Consider the following 14404-nt stretch of genomic DNA (forward strand, 5'->3'; position numbering starts at 1 on the left):
GCCGGCCGATCTTCAGGACTTCGATGCGGCGAGCGCGAGATAGCGTGCGTGCAGCGCGTCGATGCGGGCCTCGAGCGCCGCGTCGGGCGCGGCCTCGTTGACGATCACGTCGTCGGCGGCGGCCAGCCGCGCCGCGCGCGTGGCCTGCCGCGCGACGATCGCCTCCACCTGCTCGCGGGCGAAGCCGTTGCGCCGCATGACGCGGGCGATCTGCGTCTCGACCTCGCAGTCCACCACCAGCACGCGATCGACGCGCGCGCGCCAAGTGCCCGATTCGACCAGCAGCGGCACCACGAAGATCAGGTAGGCACCGCGCGCGAGCGAGGCCTCGCGCTCGGTTTCCGCGCGGATCAGCGGATGCGTGATCGCCTCGAGCCGGCGCCGCGCGTCGTTGTCGGCGAACACGAGTTCGCGCATCCGCGCGCGGTCGAGCGAGCCGTCGACGGCCACGAACGCGGCGCCGAACTGCGTCGCGATCGCCGGCATCGCCGCGCCGCCCGGCGCGGTCACGCGATGCGCGATCGCGTCGGTATCGACGAGGCTCGCGCCGCGCTCGCCGAAGCGGTTCGCGATGGTGGTCTTGCCGCTGCCGATGCCGCCCGTCAAGCCGATCGAAAGCATGGGATCAGCCCCCGATCGCCAGATAGAACGGCGTGCCGTAGAGCAGCGTCGCGATGCCGCCGAGCGCGAGAAACGGCCCGAACGGCAGCGGCTCCTCGAAGCGCATCCGGCCGCGCCACATTGCGGCGAGCCCCACCACCGCGCCGCTCAGCGCCGCGATCAGCACGACCTGCGGCAGCGCGATCCAGCCGAGCCAGGCGCCGAGCGCGGCGAGCAGCTTCAGGTCGCCGTAGCCGATGCCCTCGATGCCGCGCAGCCACTTGAACAGCCAGAACACGCACCAGAGGAACAGATAGCCGGCGATCGCGCCGATCACGGCCTCGCGCAGATCGACGAAGCTGCCCCACAGATTGACGACGAGGCCCGCCCACAGCAGCGGCAGCGTCATCGAATCGGGCAGGTAGCCGGTCTTGATGTCGATCAGGCTCATCGCGACCAGCATTGCGCAGAGGCCGAACGCGGCGAGCGCGGCCGGCAGCGGGCCGAACACCGCGAGCGAGGCGACCGCGAGCGCGCCCGAGACGAGTTCGACGAGCGGATAGCGGAGGCCGATCGGCGCGCGGCACTGGCTGCAGCGGCCGCGCAGCGCCAGATAGCTGAACACCGGCACGTTTTCCCAGGCGCGCAGCACGTGGCCACAGTGCGGGCACGCGCTGCGCGGCACCGACAGGTCGTAGCGCGCCGGCAGCCCGTCGTCGGGCGTCGGGTCGCCGCCGGTCGCTTCGGCGAGTTCCGCTTGCCAGGCGCGCTGCATCATCACCGGCAGCCGGTGCCCCACCACGTTCAGGAAGCTGCCGACCACGAGCCCGATCACGGTCGCGAACAGGTAGCGGACGGCGGGCGGCAACGCCGCGAACGCGGCGAACGCGAGCGACGGATCAGGCAGGGCGAAAGACGAGATCATCGAAACCGGACGGGAAAAGAGGGCGAAAGCGAAGCGCGGCAACCGGGAGCGATCCTACACCACGTTGCCGAGCTGAACGATCGGCAGGTACATCGCGACCACGAGCCCGCCCACCAGCGCGCCGAGCACGATCACCACGAGCGGTTCGCAGAGGCTCGTCAGCAGGCCGATCCGCTCGTCGACCTGGCGCTCGCAGAGCGTCGCGATATCGACCAGCATCGCGTCGAGCGTGCCCGATTCCTCGGCCACCGCCACCGGCTGCACCACCTCGTCAGGAAAGCAGCCGGCCGCGCGCATCGCCTGCGCGAGCCGCTCGCCGCGCAGCAGCCGGGCGGCGATCGTGGCCGTCGCGCGATCGAACACCGGGTTGCCGGTGGCCTGCGCGAGCGAATCGAACGCGTCGGCGAGCGGCGTGCCCGCGCACAGCAGCGTGCCGAGCGTGCGGCTCCAGCGCGCGGCGGCCAGCGTGCGCAGCAGCGGGCCGACCAGCGGCAGCCGCAGCGTCGCGCGCGCAGCGGCGAGGCGCAGCGCGGGCGAGCGGCGCAACAGCGCCGCCAGCGCCACGCCGGCGACGGCCGCCGCGATCGCCACGGGCGGCCCGGCTCGCGCGGCCGTGCCGGACAGCGCGAGCACGAAGCGCGTCGGCGCCGGCAGCCTCGCGCCGAAGCCGTCGAAGATCTGCGCGAAGGTCGGCACGACCCACACCAGCAGCGCCGCGCTGATCGCGAGCGAGAAGGCCAGTACCGCGAGCGGATAGGCCAGCGCGGACCGCACCCGGGCGCGCTGCGCGGCGCCGCGTTCGCGATCCTCGGCGACGCGCGCGAGCAGCGGCGCAAGCGCGCCCGATGCTTCGCCGACCGCCACCAGTTGCCGGAACATCGGATCGAATTGCCGTGGATACTGGCGCATCGCCTCCGACAGTTGCCGCCCCGCGCCGATCGCGCGGGCCAGCCCGGCGGCGATGCGCGGCACGTCGCGCCGGCCGCCCGCGTCGGCCAGCAGTTCGAGCGCCGGCGCGAGCGGCAGGCCGGCCCGCAGCAGGCCGCCCAGCTGATGCGTGAAGCGCGTGACGTCGCGCACGCGGGCGGCCGGGGCGCGGGCCGGCCCGCCGCCGTCGAGCGCCAGCACCGTGATGCCGCGCCGGCGCAACGCCCGGCGCGCCGCGGCCGAATCGGCGGCGATCAGCGTGCCGCGCCGCTGCGCGCCGTCCCGCGCGAGCCCGGCCCAGCGGAACCGTCGGTCGGCGGCGGGCGGCGCGCTCATGCGACGTCCGTGATCGCGAGCGCCTCGTCGAGGCTCGTCGTGCCGTCGTACACGCGTTCGAGCGCCGCGTCGCGCAGCGCGCGCATGCCGTCCTCGCGCGCCTGCCGCGCGAGCGCGAGGCTGCCGGCGCGGCCGACGATCCGCTCGCGCAGCGCGTCCGACACCGTCATCACCTGATGCACGCCCGTCCGGCCGCGATAGCCGATGCCGTGGCACGCCTCGCAGCCGACGGCGGTGAACGGACGCCAGCCGGCGCCGAGCGCGGCGGGATCGAGCCCGCCGGCGGCAAGGCGCGCGGCCGGCGCGGACGATGGCCGCCGGCACGCGGCGCAAAGCCGCCTGACGAGCCGCTGCGCGGTGACGACGCGCAGCGCGGACGCGACGTGGTACGGCGCCACGCCGATGTCGAGCAGGCGCGCGATCGCGCCCGGCGCATCGTTGGTGTGCAGCGTCGAGAGCACGAGGTGGCCGGTCTGCGCGGCCTTGAGCGCGACGTCGGCCGTCTCGGCGTCGCGGATCTCGCCGACCATGATCACGTCCGGGTCCTGTCGCAGGAACGCGCGCAGCGCGACCGCGAACGTGAGCCCGGCCTTGTCGCGCACGTTGACCTGGTTGAGCCCGTCGAGCTGCAGTTCGGCCGGGTCCTCGATCGTGCAGAGATTGCGCGAGGCCAGATTGAGCCGTTGCAGGCAGCAGTAGAGCGTCACCGTCTTGCCGCTGCCGGTCGGGCCGGTGACGAGCACGAGCCCGTGCGGCGCGGCGATCGAGGCCTCCAGGGCTTCGGCCTGGCGCGCGTCGAAGCCGAGCGCCGGCAGCGACAGGTCGGCCGGCAGCGTATCGAGGCGACGCAGCACCAGCTTCTCGCCGTGCAGCGTCGGCAGCGAACTGACCCGGTAGTCGCCCGTCACGCCGCGGCCGAGCGCGATCCGCAGCCGGCCGTCCTGCGGGACGCGGCGCTCGGCGATGTCCATCCGCGCCAGCACCTTCAGGCGCGTGATCACGCCGTCGCGCAGATGCGCGGGCGGCGCCGCGAACGGATGCAGCGCGCCGTCGATGCGCAGCCGCACGCGCCAGTCGCGCTCGGCCGCCTCGATGTGGATGTCGGAGGCGTCGCGGCGCGCGGCCTCGTTCAGGATCTGGTTGACGAGCGCGACCACCGGCGCATCGCCGGCGGGCGCGGGCGACGCGAGCCGGCCCGCTTCGGGGGAAAAGGGTGCGGAAGGCGTGGACACTTCGACCGGCCTCGCGGCCGCCTGTTGATCACGATGCGGTGATCATCGCGCCGGCGCGCGGCGGCCGGCAGTCGGCCGAACGGCCAACGCGCGAGGTCGGGGCGGAGGCGGGAAGCGGCCGGCGTCGAACGTCGGATGCGAAGCTCGACGCCAGCCGTGGCGTCAGCGCAGCAGCCCGCGCACGCCGCGCGGCGCGCGCGGCTTGAACAGCTTGACGGTGCGCACGGCCTGGTCGTCGCTGCGCATGACTTCGAGCATCACGTCGCCGATCTTCATGCAGACGTCGCCGTCGGGGATTTCCTCGAGCACTTCGAGGATGAGCCCGTTGAGCGTCTTCGGCCCGGTGGTCGGCAGGCTCAGGTTCAGCCAGCGGTTCAGCTCGCGCAGCGGCATGCTGCCGGCGACGATGCATTCGCCGTTCGCGTTCCAGCCACCGCGCGAGCCGCCGCTGCGCGGCGTCGAGGTCGTGAACTCGCCGATCAGCTCCTCGATGATGTCCTCGGGCGTGACGAGCCCTTCGAGCTCGCCGTATTCGTTGACGATCAGCGCGGTGCGCTGGCGGCTCTCCTGGAAATACTGGAGCTGCTGGAACACGGCGGTGCCGGACGGCACGTAGTACGGCTCGGCGAGCAGCCCGCGCAGCGTGTCGCGGTCGAACTCCTGGTTGTGCAGCGCGGTCAGCGTCTTGCGAACGTGCAGCACGCCGAGCACGCGGTCGATGTCGCCCTGGTAGACGATCAGCCGGTTGTGATAGCAGGTCTCGAGCTGGTGCAGGATCTCGTCGAGCGGCGCGTCGAAGTTCAGCGATTCGATCTGGCGGCGCGGAATCATCACGTCGTCGACGGTGATGTTCTCGAGATCGAACAGGTTCAGCAGGATGCTGCGGTGCTTGGTCGGCATGAAGCTGCCCGATTCGAGCACGATCGAGCGCAGCTCCTCGGGCGAGAGCCGCTGGTCGCGCGCGCCCTTCGTGTTGATGCGCAGCAGGCCCAGGATGCCGTTCGCAAGCTGGTTCACGAACCACACCACCGGCTTCATCGCGCGCATCAGCGGCGCGATCACGAGGCTGGCCGGCAGCGCGATGCGCTCGGGGTAGGTCGCGCCGACGATCTTCGGCGTGATTTCGGCGAACACGATGATCAGGAACGCGACGATCCCGGTGGCGATCGACAGCACCAGGTTGTCATGGCCGAACGTGCGCAGCGCGATCGAGGTGGTCAGCACCGGGATGATCGTGTTGAACAGGTTGTTGCCGATCAGGATCACGCTGAGCAACTGGTCGGTGCGCGCCAGCAGCCGCTGCGTGGTTTTCGCGCCGAGCGCGTTCTTGCTCGCGAGCAGCTTGAGCCGATGGCGGTTGAGCGCCATCATGGCCGTTTCAGAGATGGAGAAGAAGCTGGAGCAGAGAAGCAGGACGAAGACGGCGCAGATTTGCGCCCATAAGGGAATGTGGTCCACGCGGATCGGGATCGGTGAGGGTCGGCAATGAGGATGACTATAGCAGAGGGTGGTGACGCAGCCGGCACACGCCCGTGCGTCGGGCGCTTGCGGCTGGTGGACCTCTGCCGAAACAAAAAAAAACCGCGCAACGTGTGCGCGGTTTTTACAAATCTGGTCGGGGTGAGAGGATTCGAACCTCCGGCCTCTACGTCCCGAACGTAGCGCTCTACCAGGCTAAGCTACACCCCGATTTGGACTCTTCTGCCACTTCCGTCTCGTTCAAGACTTTCGTGTCATCGAGTAAGAACATAATTCTAGCAGCGAGTTTTTGAAAATGGAAGAGGGGAACGAAAAAATTGCATCGGCGGCGGCCTGCGCTTCCTGACGCGCGCATTCGAGCGTGTGATCGAGTGCGCCCGAACGCGTGATCGCGTCGAAGATCGTATCGAAACGGTCGGTGCCGCCCTGTTCGATTGCCTCGCGCGCGAGCGTGCGCTGTTCCGGCGTGCCGTGCTCGAGCAGGTGGATCAGCGGCAGCGTCGGCTTGCCTTCGCGCAGGTCGTCGCCGGCATTCTTGCCCATCGATTCGGCGGTGCCGGCGTAGTCGAGCCAGTCGTCCATGATCTGGAACGCGGTACCGATGCGGCGGCCGTACTCGGCGGCGGCGGCCTCGATGTTCGCGTCGGCACCGGCCAGCACGGCGCCCAGGCGCGCCGACGCCTCGAACAGCTTGGCCGTCTTGTAGCGGATCACCTGCATGTAGCGCGACTCGTCGACGTCGGCGTCATGCATGTTCAGCAGCTGCAGCACCTCGCCCTCGGAGATGATCGTGGTGGCTTCCGAGAGGATCTCCATCACGCGCATCTTGCCGACGCCGACCATCATCTCGAACGAGCGCGAATAGAGATAGTCGCCGACCAGCACGCTGGCCGCATTGCCGAACAGCGCGTTGGCGGTCTTGCGGCCGCGGCGCAGCTCCGATTCGTCGACCACGTCGTCGTGCAGCAGCGTGGCCGTATGGATGAACTCGACGACGGCCGCCAGCGTGTGCCGGTGGCTCGACGCGTCGCCGAGCGCGCCCGCGACGAGCAGCAGCAACGCCGGCCGCAGCCGCTTGCCGCCCGCGCCGATGATGTATTCGGCAATCTGGTTGATCAGCAGCACGTCGGACGACAGGCTCTGCCGGATGACGCGGTTGATCTGCTCCATATCGTCGGCGATCGGAGCCAGCAGTTGCGCGGCGCTGAGGGAAGGGGAGGCAGTGGACGACATGATCATGGAATTGGGTAGTGCGCGGGATTATAAGGCGATTCGACGCCGCACCGGGCCGAAGCTTGGCGGATGGGCGGTTTTGACCGGGCGCGCGTGGCGCGCGGACGGCGCCACGCGCACGGATGGCCCTGGCGCGGATCGGGGCGAATCGCCCGGATCGCCCGCGCCGCCTGCCCGATGGCGGGGTCGTATCGCGCGCGGCTTGGCCCGCGAACATGTTTCGTCAATAGATTTTGACCGGCCCGCTAACTCTCTGTATAATCACGCGTTTTCCGTGCGCGGTGCATGGAGAAAACAGATCTAGAGTGAGGTTTGCAATGTACGCGGTCATAAAAACCGGTGGCAAGCAGTACAAGGTTGCCGTCGGCGAAAAACTGAAAGTAGAACAGATACCGGCAGACATTGACGCAGAAATCACGCTCGACCAGGTTCTCGCAGTGGGCGAAGGCGAATCGATTCAGTTCGGTACGCCGCTGGTCAGTGGGGCTTCCGTCAAGGCTACCGTTGTGTCGCACGGTCGTCATGCCAAGGTCACCATCTTCAAGATGCGTCGCCGGAAGCACTACCAAAAGCACGGCGGCCACCGCCAGAACTACACCGAACTGCGCATCGACGCGATCAACGCGTAAGCGCACCGGTCAAGGAGCTATCAAATGGCACACAAAAAGGCAGGCGGGTCTTCCCGCAACGGCCGCGACTCCGAGTCGAAGCGCCTCGGCGTGAAGGTGTACGGCGGCCAGGCGATCAATGCCGGCGGCATCATCGTCCGTCAACGCGGCACGCGCATGCACCCGGGCGAGAACGTCGGCATCGGCAAGGATCACACGCTGTTCGCGCTGATCGACGGCCACGTCAAGTTCGCCACGAAGGGCGCAGCGAAGAAGCACACGGTTATCGTCGTTCCGGCCGCCGCGTAAGTTCGCGCAGGCACGGGCTGCATAGCCGGAAAGGCCCCGCGGCGACGCGGGGCCTTTTCTTTTGCGCGTCGCCGCGCGCCGGGTCGGCCCGATGGGCCGGCCGCGGCAACCCGGCCGAACGGCCGATTGGTCAAGCGCGGCGCCACGCGGCACAATATTGGTTCAATTCAGGCGGAGCTTGACGGATGAAGTTCATTGACGAAGCGCGAATCGAGGTCATCGCCGGCGACGGAGGCGATGGCAGCGCGTCGATGCGCCGCGAGAAGTTCGTTCCGTTCGGCGGGCCGGACGGCGGCGACGGCGGCCGGGGCGGCAGCGTCTACGCGGTCGCGGATCGCAACATCAACACGCTGATCGACTATCGGTACGCGAAGAAGCACCTGGCGCGCAACGGCGAGAATGGCCGCGGCTCCGACTGCTACGGCAAGGGCGGCGACGACATCACGCTGCGCATGCCGGTCGGCACCATCATCACCGACATGGACACGGGCGAGCTGATCGCCGACCTGACCGAGCACGAGCAGAAAGTGCTCGTCGCGCAGGGCGGCGCGGGCGGCCTCGGCAACCTGCACTTCAAGTCGAGCACGAACCGCGCGCCGCGCCAGAAGACCGAAGGCAAGCCCGGCGAGCGCCGCATGGTGCGGCTCGAGCTCAAGGTGCTGGCCGACGTCGGCCTGCTCGGCATGCCGAACGCGGGCAAGTCCACCTTCATCTCGTCGGTGTCGAACGCGAAGCCGAAGATCGCCGACTACCCGTTCACGACGCTCGCGCCAAATCTCGGCGTGGTGCGCGTCGGGCCGAGCAAGAGCTTCGTGATCGCCGACATCCCGGGCCTGATCGAGGGCGCGGCCGAAGGCGCGGGCCTCGGCCACCAGTTCCTGCGGCACCTGCAGCGCACTGGCGTGCTGCTGCATCTGGTCGATCTGGCGCCGTTCGATGAAGGCGTCGATCCGGTGGCGGAAGCGACGGCGATCGTCGGCGAGCTGCGCAAGTACGACGAATCGCTGTACCGGAAGCCGCGCTGGCTCGTGCTGAACAAGCTCGACATGGTGCCGGAAGACGAGCGCGCCGCGCGTGTCGCCGATTTCGTCAGCCGCTTCGGCTGGGACGGCCCGGTGTTCGAGATTTCCGCGCTGACGGGGCAGGGCTGCGAGAACCTCGTTTATGCCGTCTACGATTATCTCGCCGAGCATTCGGACGCGCACCGTGCTTCCGAGGCCGAGGACCTGGCAGCCGACGTGCGTTTCCGCGACACGCCCGCGCCCGGTGCCGGCGAGACGCCGCCGGAGCCCGAGGCCGGCAACTGAGCCAGCCTCGGGACCAGTGGTTGAGCCGGCGGCTTCACCGTTGAGCGGGCCGGCGCGGCATCCGGCCCGGCGCTCGCGCCGGTCGCAGCGCCGATGCGCCCGCACCGGCGCTGGTCCGACATACGGCGCGGCACGCTCGCGTTCGCCGCGCCCCGATTTCCTCGCGCCGCACTGACAGGAGTTCGCGCACGATGCGTTCGATCATCGCCGATTCGAAGCGATTGGTTGTGAAGGTGGGTTCCAGCCTCGTCACCAATGACGGGCGCGGGCTCGATCATGCGGCAATCGGCCGTTGGGCCGCGCAGATCGCGGCGCTGCGCGCCGCCGGCAAGGAGGTCGTGCTGGTCAGCTCCGGCGCGATCGCCGAGGGCATGCAGCGGCTCGGCTGGAGCAAGCGGCCGCGCGAGATCGACGAGTTGCAGGCCGCGGCCGCGGTCGGCCAGATGGGGCTCGCGCAGGTCTACGAGAGCCGCTTCGCCGAGCACGGCATCCGTACCGCGCAGATCCTGCTCACGCACGCCGACCTGGCCGACCGCGAACGCTACCTGAACGCGCGCTCGACGCTGCTCACGCTGCTGCGCCTCGGCGTGGTGCCGATCATCAACGAGAACGACACGGTCGTCACCGACGAAATCAAGTTCGGCGACAACGACACGCTCGGCGCGCTCGTCGCGAACCTGATCGAAGGCGACGCGCTCGTGATCCTGACCGACCAGACCGGCCTCTTCACCGCCGATCCGCGCAAGGATCCGGCCGCCACGCTGGTGCGCGAAGCCGATGCCGGCGCGCCCGAACTCGAGGCGATGGCGGGCGGGGCCGGTTCGAGCCTGGGCCGCGGCGGCATGCTGACCAAGATCCTCGCCGCCAAGCGCGCCGCACACAGCGGTGCGAACACCGTGATCGCGAGCGGGCGCGAGGCCGAGGTGCTGGTGCGGCTCGCGCACGGCGAGGCGATCGGCACGCAGCTGATCGCCCGCACCGCGCGGATGGCCGCGCGCAAACAATGGATGGCCGATCACCTGCAGGTGCGCGGCCACGTCGTCATCGACGCCGGCGCGGTCGAGAAGCTGACGGCCGGCGGCAAGAGCCTGCTGCCGATCGGCATCGTCGCGGTGCAGGGCGTGTTCGCGCGCGGCGAGGTGATCGCCTGCGTGGACGACGCGGGACGCGAGGTCGCGCGCGGCCTCACGAACTACAGCAGCGCCGAGACCCGGCTGATTCAGCGCAAGCCGAGCGGCGAGATCGAGACCGTGCTCGGCTACATGCTCGAGCCGGAGTTGATCCATCGCGACAATCTGGTGCTGATCTGACGTAGCCCGCTGCGCGCAACACCCGCCGTCACGACAAAAAGCCCGCGTTCGCGGGCTTTTCGTTTTCCTGACGATGCGAGGCGCCGGGGCGCCGTCGCGTCAGCGAACCTGCTGGTTCAGGATCGTGCGATGGGCGCGCAGGTTGTCGATGATCGTGCCGGTCTTCGCGGCGGGCATCTTGTTCGCGCAGAAGTAATCCTGATAGAGCGCCGCGCGGTACGCGTTCAGGTTGCCGTTCTCGATGCGCTGCCAGTCGGTCGCGACGGTGCGGTCCCAGCCGTCGTGGTCGGCGTTCAGCGCCGCGTACTGGCGCCATTCGTAGGTGTCGCAGCGAATCCCTTCGTAGATCACGTTGCGCGCGCCGGCCGGGCTCGTGATCACCGAGGTGTAGCGCACGATGCCGTCGCTGCCGACGGCGATCGACTTCTCGTCGACGAAGAACTTGAGCGGCGAGTTCTGCGAGACCTCGAACGACAGCAGGTTCGAGGGCTGCGGCAGCGGCGGCAGGGTATCGACGGTGTTCTCGTGCCAGGTCGGCTGGCGGTCGAGCAGATAGACGAACGCGCTGTCGTCCTTGTTGGACGGCTGGCTGGGCGACTTCGAATGGGCGCAGCCGGCCAGTATGGCAACCGCGGCAAGCGCCGCCGCGGCAAAAGCGAACGATTTCAAATTGCACACCTCGAAAAAAGGGCGCGGCAAACGCTGCCGCGCCCGGACATGCCTGATTTTACCTACCCGGTCGGCCCGATATCAGTCGCGCAACAGGAAGCCGCCCGGTGCTTCGTCGAACGGGCTCGCGCCCGGCTCGACCTCCGAACAGATCTGCGACGGATCGACCGGCTGGACGCCGATCACGCGAGGATAACGCGTCGGTCGCGCCACCCGCATCTTGTTGTCGGGCCGCTGCGCCGGCCGGCGCAGGAAACGCGACAACTCCGTCAACGCCAACTGATAGACATCCCGCTTGAACTCGATCACCGCGTCGAGCGGCACCCAGTACTCGTTCCAGCGCCAGGCGTCGAACTCCGGGTGGTCGGTCGCGCGCAAGCAAATGTCGCAATCGCGTCCGACCATCCGCAGCAGAAACCAGATCTGCTTCTGTCCGCGATAATGCCCGCGGACCTCGCGCTTGATGAACTTGTCAGGCACCTCGTAACGCAACCAGTCGCGCGTGCGACCGATGATCTTGACGTGCTCCGGCAGCAGACCGGTTTCCTCGTGCAACTCCCGGAACATCGCCTGCATCGGGGTCTCACCATACTTGATGCCCCCTTGCGGGAATTGCCAGGAATGCTCACGAAGCCGTTTGCCCCAAAACACCTCATTGCGCGCGTTCAGCAGGATGATGCCGACGTTCGGGCGAAAGCCTTCACGATCCAGCATACAACCACCTTCGAATCCTTTAAAATTGCTTTGATTATAAACAGATAACGGGCGCCGCGCACCGCAATGGGCCGAATCTCGGCGAGGTGCGTCGGCTACACTGTCCCCGATTCGTCTGCTACGTCATCTGCGGCGCAGCCTCGTCTTGCTCGCAGCTTTCCATTACTTTTCGCTTTTTTCTGGCGGCCCGGATTGGGCCGCCGTTTCTGGAACTGTCCGCATGAAAGCCTCCCGTTTCTTTATCGGCACCCTGAAGGAAGCACCCGCCGACGCCGAGATCGTCAGCCACAAACTGATGGTGCGCGCCGGCATGATTCGCCGCATCGCCGGCGGCATCTACAACTATCTGCCGGTCGGCCTGCGTTCGATCCGCAAGGTCGAGGCGATCGTGCGCGAGGAGATGAACCGGGCCGGCGCGATCGAGCTGCTGATGCCGGCGGTGCAGCCGGCCGAGCTCTGGCAGGAGTCGGGGCGCTGGGAGCAGTACGGCCCGGAGCTGCTGCGCTTCAAGGACCGCAAGGACAACGACTTCGTGATCGGGCCGACGCACGAGGAAGTCGTTACCGATATCGCGCGCAACCAGATCAAGAGCTACCGGCAGATGCCGGTGAATTTCTACCAGATCCAGACCAAGTTCCGCGACGAGATCCGTCCGCGCTTCGGCGTGATGCGCGGCCGTGAATTCATCATGAAGGACGCGTACTCGTTCGACAAGGACCAGGCCGGCCTCAAGGAGTCGTACCGCAAGATGTACGACGCCTATGTGCGCGTGTTCACGCGCATCGGCCTCGAGTTCCGCGCGGTCGCGGCCGACAACGGCTCGATCGGCGGCAGCGGCTCGCACGAGTTCCACGTGATCGCCGACACCGGCGAGGACGCGATCGCCTATTGCCCGACCTCCGACTTCGCCGCCAACGTCGAGGCCGCCGAGGCGCTGCCGCTGATCGCGAGCCGCGCGGCGCCGGCCGAGGCGATGGCGAAGGTGGCCACGCCGGGCAAGGCGAAGTGCGAGGCGGTGGCCGAGCTGCTGAACATCCCGCTCGAACGCACCATCAAGTCGATCATCCTCGCCACCGAGAACGAAGGCGCCGAGCCGACCATCTGGCTGCTGATGCTGCGCGGCGACCACGACCTCAACGAGATCAAGGCCGCCAAGCAGCCGGGTCTGGCCGGCTACCGGATGGCCACCGAGGCCGAGATCGTCGAATGGTTCGGCACGCCGCCGGGCTACCTCGGCCCGGTCGGCACGAAGAAGCCGGTCAAGGTGATCGCCGATCGCACGGTCGCGAACATGAGCGATTTCGTGGTCGGCGCGAACGAGGTCGACTACCACATCGCCGGCGTGAACTGGGGCCGCGACCTGCCGGAGCCGGTGGTCGCCGACCTGCGCAACGTGAAGAAGGGCGATCCGTCGCCGGACGGCAAGGGCGAGATCGACATCTGCCGCGGCATCGAGGTCGGCCACGTGTTCCAGCTCGGCACCAAGTATTCGAAGGCGCTCGGCGCGACCTTCCTCGACGAGGGCGGCAAGCCGCAGCCGATGGAGATGGGCTGCTACGGCATCGGCGTGACGCGGATCCTCGGCGCGGCGATCGAACAGAACTTCGACGACAAGGGCATCATCTGGCCCGAGGCGATCGCGCCGTTCGAGGTCGTGCTCTGCCCGATGGGCTACGACCGCAGCGAACTGGTGCGCGAGGCGGCCGACAAGCTTTACGCGGAACTGTCGGCGGCCGGCATCGACGTGATCCTCGACGATCGCGGCGAGCGCCCCGGCGTGATGTTCGCCGACTGGGAACTGATCGGCGTACCGCATCGTCTCGTGATCGGCGAGCGCGGCCTGAAGGACGGCAAGATCGAATACCAGGGCCGTCGCGACACCGAAGCCACGCTGCTGCCGGCCGATGGCGCGGCCACCACCGTGATCGAGACGGTGCGCGCGGCGCTCGCGCGCTGAGCCCGTGACGGACGCGGGCGGAACGACGTGATGCTGAACGGAATCGGAACCAGAAGCGCGGCAGGCGGGGAGGGCCGATAGCGAATGGAATACAACTTCGTGTCGGCTACGGTGCTGCTGCTGCTGATTACCGATCCGCTCGGCAACATCCCGCTGTTCATCGCCGCGCTGCGCGACGTGCCGGGCGAGCGGCGCGTGCGCGTGATCCTGCGCGAGGTGGCGATTGCGTTCGTGATCCTGCTCGTGTTCATGGTGGTGGGCGACCGCTTCCTGCGCATGATGAGCCTCACCGACCTGTCGCTGCGGATCGGCGGCGGGATCGTGCTGTTCCTGATCGCGCTGCGGATGATCTTTCCGCATCCGGACGGCGCGTTCGGCAGCGATCCGCGCGCGGGCGGCGAGCCGTTCATCGTGCCGCTCGCGATCCCGGCGCTGGCCGGCCCCTCGGCGCTCGCCACCGTGATGCTGCTGACCTCGCAGGCGCCGGGCAAGACAGTCGAGTGGATCGGCGCGCTGACGGTCACGATGCTGGTCTGCGCGGCGGTGCTGGTGCTCGCGGGGCGGATCCAGAGCTGGCTCGGCGAGCGCACGGTGATGGCGTTCGAGCGGCTGATGGGGCTCGTGCTCGTCGCGATCTCGGTGGAGATGATCCTGGCGGGGATCCGCGCGTTCTCGCATCAGCTGTAAGCTGCGGGACGCCGGCCCGGCCGGCGCATGAAAAAACGGCTCGCGTAGCGCTACGCGAGCCGTTTTGCTTTGGAGCGCCGGCGGGGGCGCCGAGGGGCGAGACCGGCCCGA

14 protein-coding genes and 1 tRNA gene are annotated in these 14404 nt (G+C 68.6%); 6 read left to right on the forward strand and 9 right to left on the reverse strand.

The genetic code is table 11. The features are described 5' to 3' along the window. Positions 1–12 precede the first annotated feature (12 nt). The 7 genes from coaE to BpN12_RS16985 all read right to left on the reverse strand — a co-directional run bounded on the left by coaE (position 13) and on the right by BpN12_RS16985 (position 6732). Positions 13–621, reverse strand: a complete 609-nt coding sequence (gene coaE, locus BpN12_RS16955; RefSeq protein ID WP_246796660.1) for a dephospho-CoA kinase — start codon at positions 619–621, stop codon at positions 13–15. 4 nt (positions 622–625) lie between these two features. Continuing rightward, positions 626–1525 carry a prepilin peptidase gene (locus tag BpN12_RS16960; RefSeq protein WP_246796661.1) on the reverse strand — a complete coding sequence of 300 codons (900 nt, stop codon included), beginning with the start codon at positions 1523–1525 and terminating at the stop codon, positions 626–628. A 54-nt stretch (positions 1526–1579) separates the two neighbouring features. After that, positions 1580–2788, reverse strand: coding sequence for a type II secretion system F family protein (locus BpN12_RS16965; protein ID WP_246796662.1), 1209 nt, complete (start codon positions 2786–2788; stop codon positions 1580–1582). Next, positions 2785–4020, reverse strand: coding sequence for a GspE/PulE family protein (locus BpN12_RS16970; RefSeq protein ID WP_246796663.1), 1236 nt, complete (start codon positions 4018–4020; stop codon positions 2785–2787). Before BpN12_RS16970 ends, BpN12_RS16965 begins: the two co-directional genes overlap by 4 nt. Positions 4021–4182: 162 nt before the next feature. Continuing rightward, positions 4183–5478 carry an HlyC/CorC family transporter gene (locus BpN12_RS16975; protein WP_246796665.1) on the reverse strand — a complete coding sequence of 432 codons (1296 nt, stop codon included), beginning with the start codon at positions 5476–5478 and terminating at the stop codon, positions 4183–4185. A gap of 154 nt (positions 5479–5632) precedes the next feature. Then, positions 5633–5709: transfer RNA gene (locus BpN12_RS16980), tRNA-Pro, on the reverse strand. Positions 5710–5739: 30 nt separating this feature from the next. After that, positions 5740–6732, reverse strand: a complete 993-nt coding sequence (locus BpN12_RS16985) for a polyprenyl synthetase family protein (RefSeq protein WP_246796666.1) — start codon at positions 6730–6732, stop codon at positions 5740–5742. 317 nt (positions 6733–7049) lie between these two features. Here BpN12_RS16985 and rplU point away from each other — a divergent pair, with 317 nt between their 5' ends. The 4 genes from rplU to proB all read left to right on the forward strand — a co-directional run bounded on the left by rplU (position 7050) and on the right by proB (position 10266). Then, positions 7050–7361, forward strand: coding sequence for a 50S ribosomal protein L21 (gene rplU, locus BpN12_RS16990; protein WP_004194344.1), 312 nt, complete (start codon positions 7050–7052; stop codon positions 7359–7361). 24 nt (positions 7362–7385) lie between these two features. After that, a complete protein-coding gene (gene rpmA, locus BpN12_RS16995) occupies positions 7386–7649 on the forward strand; it encodes a 50S ribosomal protein L27 (protein WP_042623791.1) in 264 nt (87 codons plus the stop codon). 185 nt (positions 7650–7834) lie between these two features. Next, positions 7835–8956 carry an Obg family GTPase CgtA gene (gene cgtA, locus BpN12_RS17000; RefSeq protein ID WP_246796667.1) on the forward strand — a complete coding sequence of 374 codons (1122 nt, stop codon included), beginning with the start codon at positions 7835–7837 and terminating at the stop codon, positions 8954–8956. A gap of 191 nt (positions 8957–9147) precedes the next feature. After that, a complete protein-coding gene (proB, locus tag BpN12_RS17005) occupies positions 9148–10266 on the forward strand; it encodes a glutamate 5-kinase (RefSeq protein ID WP_246796669.1) in 1119 nt (372 codons plus the stop codon). A gap of 99 nt (positions 10267–10365) precedes the next feature. On the opposite strand, the gene BpN12_RS17010 is transcribed toward proB, so the two are convergent. Both BpN12_RS17010 and BpN12_RS17015 read right to left on the reverse strand, forming a co-directional pair. After that, complete coding sequence (locus BpN12_RS17010) at positions 10366–10935, reverse strand: CNP1-like family protein (protein WP_246796670.1); 570 nt, start codon at positions 10933–10935, stop codon at positions 10366–10368. An 81-nt stretch (positions 10936–11016) separates the two neighbouring features. Continuing rightward, the gene (locus BpN12_RS17015; protein ID WP_042623795.1) at positions 11017–11649 is read right to left on the reverse strand and encodes an RNA pyrophosphohydrolase; all 633 of its coding nucleotides are present in this window, start codon (positions 11647–11649) and stop codon (positions 11017–11019) included. A 220-nt stretch (positions 11650–11869) separates the two neighbouring features. Between BpN12_RS17015 and BpN12_RS17020 the strand changes: the two genes are divergently transcribed. Further along, positions 11870–13606, forward strand: a complete 1737-nt coding sequence (locus BpN12_RS17020; protein ID WP_246796671.1) for a proline--tRNA ligase — start codon at positions 11870–11872, stop codon at positions 13604–13606. Positions 13607–13690: 84 nt separating this feature from the next. After that, on the forward strand, positions 13691–14293 hold the full coding sequence (locus BpN12_RS17025) for a MarC family protein (protein ID WP_042623797.1): 603 nt from the start codon (positions 13691–13693) through the stop codon (positions 14291–14293). Positions 14294–14404: the final 111 nt, after the last annotated feature.

The organism is Burkholderia perseverans (assembly GCF_022870505.1).
Taxonomy (GTDB): domain Bacteria; phylum Pseudomonadota; class Gammaproteobacteria; order Burkholderiales; family Burkholderiaceae; genus Burkholderia; species Burkholderia plantarii.